The sequence below is a fragment of the Candidatus Binatia bacterium genome (assembly GCA_036504975.1).
Taxonomy (GTDB): domain Bacteria; phylum Desulfobacterota; class Binatia; order UBA9968; family UBA9968; genus JAJPJQ01.
In genome coordinates this window covers 20,292-29,650 of the sequence record DASXUF010000032.1, presented here as the reverse complement: position 1 = coordinate 29,650, position 9,359 = coordinate 20,292, and the positions used below count along the sequence as shown (strand labels likewise).

9 protein-coding genes are annotated in these 9,359 nt (G+C 61.0%); all 9 read right to left on the bottom strand.

What is annotated here, in order from left to right:
- A partial coding sequence (locus VGL70_04940) for a GDP-mannose 4,6-dehydratase (protein HEY3302868.1) occupies positions 1-204 on the bottom strand: 204 nt, incomplete at its 3' end.
- Positions 205-214: 10 nt separating this feature from the next.
- Positions 215-778: an HAD family hydrolase gene (locus VGL70_04935; GenBank protein ID HEY3302867.1), complete on the bottom strand. Its 564-nt coding sequence runs from the start codon at positions 776-778 to the stop codon at positions 215-217.
- A gap of 206 nt (positions 779-984) precedes the next feature.
- The gene (gene lpxK / locus VGL70_04930; GenBank protein ID HEY3302866.1) at positions 985-2,070 is read right to left on the bottom strand and encodes a tetraacyldisaccharide 4'-kinase; all 1,086 of its coding nucleotides are present in this window, start codon (positions 2,068-2,070) and stop codon (positions 985-987) included.
- Between the two features lie 23 nt (positions 2,071-2,093).
- Positions 2,094-3,380 carry a 3-deoxy-D-manno-octulosonic acid transferase gene (locus tag VGL70_04925; protein HEY3302865.1) on the bottom strand — a complete coding sequence of 429 codons (1,287 nt, stop codon included), beginning with the start codon at positions 3,378-3,380 and terminating at the stop codon, positions 2,094-2,096.
- Between the two features lie 6 nt (positions 3,381-3,386).
- Positions 3,387-5,141, bottom strand: a complete 1,755-nt coding sequence (locus tag VGL70_04920; protein ID HEY3302864.1) for an ABC transporter transmembrane domain-containing protein — start codon at positions 5,139-5,141, stop codon at positions 3,387-3,389.
- Between the two features lie 32 nt (positions 5,142-5,173).
- Complete coding sequence (lpxB, locus tag VGL70_04915) at positions 5,174-6,310, bottom strand: lipid-A-disaccharide synthase (protein ID HEY3302863.1); 1,137 nt, start codon at positions 6,308-6,310, stop codon at positions 5,174-5,176.
- 8 nt (positions 6,311-6,318) lie between these two features.
- Entirely contained in the window at positions 6,319-7,263 is a 945-nt protein-coding gene (locus VGL70_04910; GenBank protein ID HEY3302862.1) for a Gfo/Idh/MocA family oxidoreductase, read from the bottom strand.
- 275 nt (positions 7,264-7,538) lie between these two features.
- Positions 7,539-8,360, bottom strand: coding sequence for a UDP-2,3-diacylglucosamine diphosphatase LpxI (gene lpxI, locus VGL70_04905; protein HEY3302861.1), 822 nt, complete (start codon positions 8,358-8,360; stop codon positions 7,539-7,541).
- 119 nt (positions 8,361-8,479) lie between these two features.
- Positions 8,480-9,256, bottom strand: coding sequence for an acyl-ACP--UDP-N-acetylglucosamine O-acyltransferase (gene lpxA, locus VGL70_04900; protein ID HEY3302860.1), 777 nt, complete (start codon positions 9,254-9,256; stop codon positions 8,480-8,482).
- Positions 9,257-9,359 lie beyond the last annotated feature (103 nt).

Sequence of the window (9,359 nt, the reverse complement as noted above, 5' to 3'; positions counted from 1 at the left end):
GACGAGATCGAGGTCCACCAGATCCTTGTCCACGAATTCGAAGCGCGGATGCTTCGACAATTGAGCGAGGTTCCAGTCTTTAAAGCGGCGCGGATAGTTGTCGAGGAATTTATCCACGCCGCGGACGGTATGGCCCTCGGCGAGGAGCCTTTCCGCCAGATGCGAGCCGACAAAGCCGGCTACGCCCGTAACGAGAGATATCATGCGCGCTCCGTTATTTTTCTCCGGCAAGATCCCGAACGATCCAGTTGGCGGCCTCCCACAAGCTCTTCACGGCCAGGCAACCGGGCGCCGGCTGTTGATCTCGGATCAGGATGCCCCGGGCACCGATGCGCGCCGCCAGCTCCATGTCCATCGCCTGGTCCCCTACGACGTAGGAACGGCCGAGATCGAACTTCAACTCGTCCGCCGCCCGCTCGGCCAGGCCGACGTTCGGCTTCCGGCACTCGCACACGATCCGATAACTTCCCAAGGCCTCGGTCGGATGATGCGGACAATAGTAAACGCCATCGACGCGCGCGCCGCTCGCGGCGAGGCGGTTCTCCAGCTCGCGGTGAATGCGGCAGAGCTCCTCCTCCTTCAACATACCACGTCCGACCGCCGATTGATTGGTGATCACGGCCACCTTGAGTCCGCTCTCGCGAAGCATTCGTATCGCCTGCGGCACTCCGGGCAGAATCTCGATTTCATCGATGCGCGTGAGATAACCCATGTCGCGGATCATCGTCCCGTCGCGATCCAGGAGAACGCCAGCGTTTTCAGCCGCTGATGCCGCCATAAAACATCAATCCTGGCCATCCACGTGCGAAGGGAGCGAGCCGTGAAGGGCGACGGCGCCTGGACGCGCAGCTTCCACGACCCGTTCTGCCCTTTTGCTTCGCATCGCGCAGCTCTCGGCCGCTTCCGCATCTCTCGGGGATGACGGCCTCCTCAAGGCAGAGACCTATCGCCGTCGCCCGGAACGGCTTGCTCCGAGCGCGTGGACTAATCTGCATTTTTCTTTTCCCGGATGACCCGCTCCACGGCGGCGACGAGGGCGGTGCCGTTTTCCACCGCCATCTCGACCCTGAGCGCCATCAGCCGCTCCTTGGCGAACGGGAAGCGCGCGAGCTTGATGATATCCTTCTCCGTGGTGAGAACGATATCCGCGTTGTGCGCGGCGCGGTTGATTCTCTGCCAGTCCCGGATCGAATAACGATGATGATCGGGGAACTCCACCGTGTCCACGATCTCGCCTTGCCAATCGTGGATCATGCGGTAAAACGGCGTGGGATCGGCGACGGCCGAAACCGCAAGTATTTTACTTCGATCCAGCATGGTCAGCGGGTACTCTTTCCAGCGACCCTGCTCCGACGTCAAAAGCGCGCGCGGCTGCAGCGAGCCGAAAAATACCGCGTCGCGCGGCCGGCGCGAGAGCGGCCTTTCCCATTTCTCGCGCGCGCCGGTCACCAGATAAAAATTCGCCCTGCGGAGACCCGGCCGCGGCTCGCGGAAAGGTCCGGCCGGCAGAAGCCATCCGTTCCAGTCCGCGCCGAGAAGGAGGAGGTCGATGTCCCGCTTCAACCCGCGATGCTGAAAACCGTCGTCCAGAATAAAGACGTCGGCGTCGCCGTCGCGCAATATCCTCGTTCCAAGCTCGAATCGGTCCCGCCCCACACCGACCCGATAACCGAAAAGACGGGCCATCATGGCCGGCTCGTCGCCCGCCGCCGGCACATCGGCGTCATCGGCGGCGAGAGAAGAATCGGCAGCGGGCTGCAACACGAGCGATTCTTTTCCGGTTCTCTTATAGCCCCGGCTGAGTATCGCCACGCGGTAGCCGAGCTTTTTGAGCTCGCCAGCGAGCCAGATCGTCGTCGGCGTTTTGCCGGTGCCGCCGACGGTCAGGTTTCCCACGCTGACGACGGTCCGAGGAAGGCTGCGGACGCCGCGCCAACCGAGGAAGTAAAACAGATTACGAATGCGGATCCCGAGACCGTAGAAAAAAGACAGCGGCGCGAGCGACAGCCACACGGCGCGATAAGATAACCCTTTTCTCTCCCAAACTCTTCGATCCCAAGCGGCGTCCATGGGTCCACGTCGTTCATCCCGGCTCACAAGTAGCGGCCGATCAGTTCCATGCTCCTTTCCACGACCCGCCGGTCCTTCTTGACCACGTCGTAGGCGCGCTCTCCGGCCCTTTTCGCGCTCGCCCGGTCGCTCAGCAACCGCGAGAGCTCGCGGGCAAGGTCGTCCTTCCCACAAATCTCGATGCCGCCTCCGGCGAGCTTTAGATCCTCCGCGATTCGGCTGAAATTGGCCATGTGCGGCCCGAAAAGAACCGGCTTGCCGAAACGGGCGGGCTCCATCACGTTGTGCCCGCCGGCTTCAACCAGACTGCCGCCCACGAAAGCGATGTCGGCGGCGGAATAAAAAGTCTCGAGCTCGCCCAGCGTATCGAGAAAGATGACATCGGGGGGCTGATCGGTCCGGCCGTTCATCTCGCTTCTCTTGATGTAGGAGAGTCCGGCTCCTACGAGAAGCTTTTCCACTTCCGGAAACCGCTGCGGATGGCGCGGCGCCAAGACCATGACGAGATCCGGAAAAACCGGCTTGAGTCCCCGGTAAGCCGCCAGAAGAATTTCCTCCTCGCCCCGATGCGTGCTGCCGGCGACAAAAACGCGGCGGTCGTTGCCGCCGGTTCGCAACAGATCCGGCAGCAGGGCGCCCGGCGCGTTCTTTCTATTTTCCGACGCAGCATCCTTCAGATTCCCCGTGATCACAACCCGCTCTGCGTCCGCTCCGAGACGGATCATGCGCTCGGCGTCTTCCGCGCTCTGCATGCCCAGCCCGGTGAGATGTCCGACCGCCTGCGAGAAAAAACGGCGGAAAAAGAAATAAGTGCGGAACGAGCCGCGCGAGAGGCGCCCGCTCAAGAGGAGAGTGGGAATTCCCTTGCGGTAAGACAGGCGCAGGAGATTGGGCCAGATTTCGGTTTCCAAAACGATCAACATGCGGGGATCGAAAACCGAGAGCGCGCGCCCGACGATCCAGAGATGATCCAGCGGCAAATAGATGCAGGCGTCCGCGGCGGCGACGCTCTTTCGCGCCACCTCTTGTCCCGCGAACGTAAACGTCGAGAGCACGATCTTCCGTTCGGGAAATTTCGCCTTCAACGCGTCCGCGAGACGCCTCGCCGCGAGAACCTCGCCCACCGAAGCGGCATGAATCCAGATCGGCCGAGCGCCCCGCATCGACTCGCGCAGCTTCAGCGGATAGAAGCCGAACCGCTGGAGCAATCCCCGCCGGTATCTCTCGCCCAGCACCAGGAACAGCGGCGTCAGCGGCAAGCCGAGAATGAGACCGACCGTCCACTCGATATTGTAGAAGAAGTATTGCATGGAGCGTCAGTGCAGGACTTTGTCTCCCGGCGTTTTCTCCTCTTCCAGGAGTTGCAAAGTGTAGAGCCGGCTGTACTCGGACTTCCGCGCCAGCAGCTCGTCGTGGGTTCCCTCCTCGGCGATCATGCCGTCGACCAGGACGACGATGCGCGTCGCTCGGCGAATGGTCGAGAGCCGGTGCGCGATGACGAGCGTGGTCCGCTGGACCATCAGGTTTTCCAACGCCTCCTGAACCAGCCTTTCCGAATCGCTGTCCAGAGACGAGGTCGCCTCGTCCAGGATCAGAATCGGCGCGTCCTTCAGCAGCGCGCGGGCGATCGCCAACCTCTGGCGCTGCCCGCCCGAAAGCTTCATGCCGAGCTCTCCGATCACCGTATTGTAATTCTGCGCCGTCCCGAGGATGAATTCCTCGGCGTTTGCGGCCCGGGCGGCGGCGACGATATGGTCCAAGTCCTGCGCGGGATCGCCGTAGGCGATGTTGTTTTTAATCGAATCGTTGAAGAGAAACGTATGCTGCGTAACGATGCCGATCTGGGAGCGGAGCGATTCGAGCGTGACATCTCGAATATCCATGCCGTCGATCGTGATCTTGCCGGACGCTACATCGTAAAACCGCGGCACCAGGTCCGCCAGCGTGCTCTTGCCGACGCCGCTCACTCCGACCAGCGCGACCATTTCGCCGCGGCGGATTTTTAGATTGATATCCTTCAGGACCAGCTTGCGCCCGTACCCGAAGCTGACGTTGCGAAATTCGACCGCCTCCGAGAAGGCGGGCGCTGGCCGGGCGTTGGGACGGTTCCTGATTTCCGGCACGCTATCCAAGACTTCGAAGATCCGCTCGGCCCCCGCGAGACCCTGTTGAATGACCGCATAGGTCTTGGCCAGCGCCTTGAAGGGCTGGTACAAGAGAAACATCGCCATCAAAAAGGCCATGAATTCGCCCTGGGTGCGGCCGCCTGAAGTGACGCTATAGCCGCCGTACCAAAGCACGGCGGCGATCGCCAGGGCGGCCAACATCTCCATGACCGGGCTGACAAATCCCGACGTGCGCACCGCCTTGAGCGCCTGTTTCAAAATCGTATTATTTTCGGCGTTGAAGCGGTCGATCTCGTATTGCTCCATGCCGAAGGCCTTGACGATGCGGTTTCCCTGGATGCTTTCCTGCAACAGATTGACTAAACGCCCCCGGGACACCTGGTTGCGCTTGGTGATGCGCTTGATCCTTTTGCTCATGCGGGTGATCGGCAACACCGAGGCGGGAAAGACCACGAACGCTATGCTCGCCAGGACCCAATCCATGTAGAACGCAACCGCCACCAGACCGATCAGAGACATGGAGTCGCGCATCACGGAGGCCACGGAATCCGTCAGCGCGGAGCGCACGAGTCCCACGTCGTTGGTGATGCGGGAAATGAGGGTGCCCGTCGGATGGCGCTGAAAATAGGACAGGGAGAGATACTGCATATGGCTGTTCAAAGCGCCGCGAACGTCATTGAGAATACGCAGACCGATAAAATCCATGAGGTAGCTGTGGGCGAAGTGGACGAGGCAGCGAACGGTAAAGACGGCGACGATGATCCACGGCATATAAGCCAGGGCCGTCTGGTCCTTGCGCGTGAAGATATCGTCGACGACGTGGCGGAGGAGAAGCGGGGCCGATCCGGTCGTCGCGCTGTAGGACGCCATGCAAATGATGGCAACGATGAAATAGGGCCAAATATAAGGCCTGAGGTACTTGAGTAAGCGCCGATATATTTCCACAGTGTCGCCTCCGTCGGACTGCTCTTCGATTATCAGCTCATCATCTCCAGCGCGATGTCCGCCGTTCGCGCTGCCGCGCCCGGAACCCCGAGCCGCCCCCGGACCTCGGCGAGTTGCGCGATCATCCGCTCGCGCAGCTCCCGGTTCCTGAGAATCGCTTGGCTCTCCATAACCATCCGTTCGGCCGTCAGGTCGCCCTGAATCAATTCCGGAACTACTTTCTTCCCGGCGATGATATTGGCCATGCCGATAAAGTCCACCCGCACCAGCCGGCGTGCCAGCGCGTAGGTCAGCCGCGTCACCCGGTAGACGATAATCATAGGGCAGAGCATCAGCGCCGTTTCGAGCGTCGCCGTCCCGGATGCGGTCCAGGCGAGATCGCTGGCATGAAGCACATTGTACGCGTCTCCGTCGCTCACCGAAACGGCGACCCGAGCGCGCGCGAGCGCCGGCTCGAGAGCATCCCGCCCGACCGTGCTGGCGCGAACCAAAACGAACTGGAGCGCCGCCTCCCGGCTCAATAGCGCCGCCGCCTCGAGCATCACGGGAAGATGATAAGCCACCTCGCGGCGGCGGCTTCCCGGGAGCAGCGCGATCGTCCGCTTGGACGGGTCCAAACCGAGGCGTTTAAGCGTTTCCTCGCGGGATCTCGTTGCGCGCGCGACATCGAGCAGCGGATGGCCGACAAAATCGACGGTCACTCCCGCTTTCTCGTACAGCGGGGCTTCGAACGGGAAAACTACGGCGACCCGGTTCACGGAGCGGGCGATTTTTTCGATCCTGCGTTTCCGCCAGGCCCACACTTGCGGGCTGATATAGTATAGCACCGGTACCCCGATCCTCTTCGCAACCCCCGCAAGGCGCATATTGAAATCCGGAAAGTCGATCAGGATCAACAGGCTCGGCCTTTGCTCGCGCAAAATTCTTTTGACCAGCCCATAGGCCCGCCAGATGTTCGTCAGGTTGCCCGCCAGTTCGGTGAGCCCCATTCCCGCGATCCGGTCGACATCGAAGACGATCCCGGCGCCCGCGCTTTCGAGCGCCGCTCCACCGACGGCGGAAATTTCCAAAGTCGAGTCGCGCTCACGGAGCGCCCGCACCAGTTCAGCGCCGTGAAGATCTCCCGACGCCTCTCCGGCCACCAGCAAAACCCGCTTGCCGCTTCCCACATCGACGCTCAGACGGCGGCTCTCAACTTTGCGCTGATCATCGAAGCGATCTCCAGGGCCCTCAGCCCCTCTTCGCCGCTGACCAGCGGACCGGCGCGGCTTTGGACCGAATCCAGAAAAGAATCGATCTCGTCCGCCAAAGCGTCCGTTTCTTGGATCTCGACCGTCTCGCCCCGGATATCCATCCAGGACGCCCCCTTCTCGGGGCGGCGGTAAATCTGCGCCCGCTTTTGATCGTAGTCGATGGAGATGTACGCGTCGGGCTGGAAGAAGCGGATTTTTCTTTCGCGTTTGACCGAAACGCGGCTCGCCGTCACGTTGGCGACGCAGCCGTTCGCAAAAGTGATCCTGGCGTTGGCGATGTCCGGCTCGTTGGTGAGCACCGCGACGCCGACGGCCTCGACGCGCGCGACCGGCGCACGCACGAGACTCGCGATGACGTCGATGTCGTGGATCATCAGATCCAACACCACGTCGACGTCGGTGCCGCGCTCCACGAACGGCGCCAGACGATGACACTCGACGAATCTCGGCTCGCGGACGGCGGATTCGAGGGCGCGGACGGCCGGATTGAATCTTTCCAGGTGCCCGACCTGAAGCATCAATCCTTTTTCCCGCGCCAAAGCCACGAGGCGCGCGCCCTCTTCCAAAGTCGCCGTCATCGGCTTTTCCACGAGCACGTCGATGCCCGCGGCGAGAAACTCCCGCGCGAGCTCGTGATGCAGCCGCGTCGGCACGGCGATGCTCACGCAGCGAACCCGGCCGAAAAGCTCGTGGTAGTCGGTCATGGCCGCGACGCCAAGCTCGGCGCCCACCGCTCTCGCGCGTTCCGCATCGATGTCCGCCACGCCCATGAGTCTCGCCTTGGGCGAGAGGGCGTATTTCTCCGCGTGATGTTTTCCCGCGTAACCGACGCCGACCACGCCGACCGGAATCTTTGCCTCGCTGTTCAAGGAAGTATTTGCCTTTTGCCTTTGGCTATTCAGGGCTCCCTGTGAAGAAAAATTTACCACTGAGACACGGAGTTCGCATGGTTCGACCCTTCGGCTTCGCTCAGGACAGGCTCCCTCGACTGCGCCTTTAGTCCCGAGCTTGTCGAGGGATCACCACGAACGGAATTCTTTCATAGCCGCGCATCCTGAGCTTAGTCGAAGGACGCGCCCTCCGCGCCTCGGCGGTGCGATCTCCGAGCCTTGCTTCACACGGAAGCCTGAAGTCCCTTTATTTTTTAACTTTTAACTTTCTCCTCGCTCACGCCGACGACGACGATCCCCGCGCGGCCGGCTTCCCGCAAGAGCTCGTCTTTCTCCAACAGAATAGTCTTCCCGGCCTCGACAGCCAAGACGGCGCCTTTCAATTCATGCAGCATTCGTATCGTTTCCGGTCCGACCGCGGGGACATCGAAGCGGAGATCCTGTTGGGGCTTGCTGACTTTGACCGCGACGAAGCCTCCCCGACCCAGCTCGCCCCCGCGCCGAATCGCCGCATCGGTTCCCTCGGCCGCCTCCACTGCAAGAATCACGCGATGCTTGACGACGACGCACTGACCGATGCCGAGTCTTCCCGCTTCCTTGGCGGTTGCAAATCCGAGTCGAATGTCCTCCCATTGCTCCGCGCTCGGCGCGCGGCGCGTCAGGACGCCTTCAGCGGGAATCATCTGAGACAGGAAGATCGTGGATTCGATAACGCGGATGCCGTCCTTTTCCAGCTCGTCCGCCACTCCTCTCAACAACCGGTCGTCCTCCCGGCTTTTGACCCGCGCCAGAAAGGCCGCGCCCCTGAGATCGGGCCGGAAATTTGAAAACAGCTTGACCTTCTTGATGCCGCCGGCCATCACCGCTTCTTTGACGCCCTGCCTCCGGAACGTACGGATGATCTTTCCCAGCTCGCCGACGTAAACCCAGGTCACGCCGTTCGCGACCTGCTCGATCTCCCGCGGCGTTTCTCCTCGATGGGCCACCGTCACAAGCGAAACCCCTGCGCGTCTCGCTTGCTCGGCGAAGATCAGGGGAAATTTTCCGTTGCCGGCGATGAGGCCGAGCTTGCGCATAAATGAAACCGGAAGCAGAATTCAGTAGCCAGAATTCAGAATAAGAAAGCGAAGAGGCTGGTGACTTTTCGTTCCGAAATTCTGGCTTCTGGATTCTGACTTCTGAATTCCGCCGTTTTTCACCTGCAGATCCCCCGGCGGGAGTTCTCGACAAAAGCAGCCAGACTTTGAACCTCCGCGGAATCGGGAAACTCGCTCCTGACTTTTCGTAGCGCCGCTTTGGCCGTCAATCCCGACTGGAAGAAGATGCGATAGGCTTTCTTGATGGCGTCGATCCGCTCTTTGCCGAAGCCTCTCCGTTTTAGACCTTCGAGATTCAATCCCTTGAGCCTGGCCCGGTCTCCCGTCGCGTTACAGTAGGGAGGGACGTCTTTCGAGACCATCGATCCGGCGCCCAGGATCGCGCTCGTGCCAACTTTCACGAACTGGTGGATGCCGACCAGGCCGCCCACGATCACGTAATCCTCGACCACGACGTGGCCGCCGAGGGTCGCCCCGTTGGCGATGATGTTATGATCGCCGAGGATACAGTCGTGAGCGATGTGGCAATACATCATGAGGAGGTTGTGACTGCCGACGCGGGTCACCATGCCGCCGGCGGCGGTGCCGGGGTTGAGCGAGACGAATTCCCGGATCGTGTTGTGATCACCGACGACGAGCCGGCTCTCCTCTCCCCGATATTTCAAATCTTGCGGGACCGAGCCTACCGTGGCGAATTGAAAAATCACATTGCCTTCGCCGATGCTGGTATTGCCTTCGATCACCGCGTGGGATTTGATGCGTGTCCCCTTGCCGATCTTGACCCCGGGACCGATGACGCTGTAAGGACCCACCTCCACGTCCAGATCCAGTTCGGCGCGCTTGTCCACCAAGGCTGTTCCATGGATCTTAGTCATTTCCGTCTTCGGCGCATTGCAAAATGAAAATTGCAAAGCGCAAAACTCAAAGTGTCCACTTTTCTTTCATTTTGCATTTTGACATTTGCATTTTGCCTTGAGC

What these genes read in the sequence shown, in the direction of transcription:
- VGL70_04935 (HEY3302867.1), bottom strand. Translation starts at nt 778, where the DNA reads ATGGCGGCATCAGCGGCTGAAAACGCTGGCGTTCTCCTGGATCGCGAC.
- lpxK (HEY3302866.1), bottom strand. Translation starts at nt 2,070, where the DNA reads ATGGACGCCGCTTGGGATCGAAGAGTTTGGGAGAGAAAAGGGTTATCT.
- VGL70_04925 (HEY3302865.1), bottom strand. Translation starts at nt 3,380, where the DNA reads ATGCAATACTTCTTCTACAATATCGAGTGGACGGTCGGTCTCATTCTC.
- lpxI (HEY3302861.1), bottom strand. Translation starts at nt 8,360, where the DNA reads ATGCGCAAGCTCGGCCTCATCGCCGGCAACGGAAAATTTCCCCTGATC.
- lpxA (HEY3302860.1), bottom strand. Translation starts at nt 9,256, where the DNA reads ATGACTAAGATCCATGGAACAGCCTTGGTGGACAAGCGCGCCGAACTG.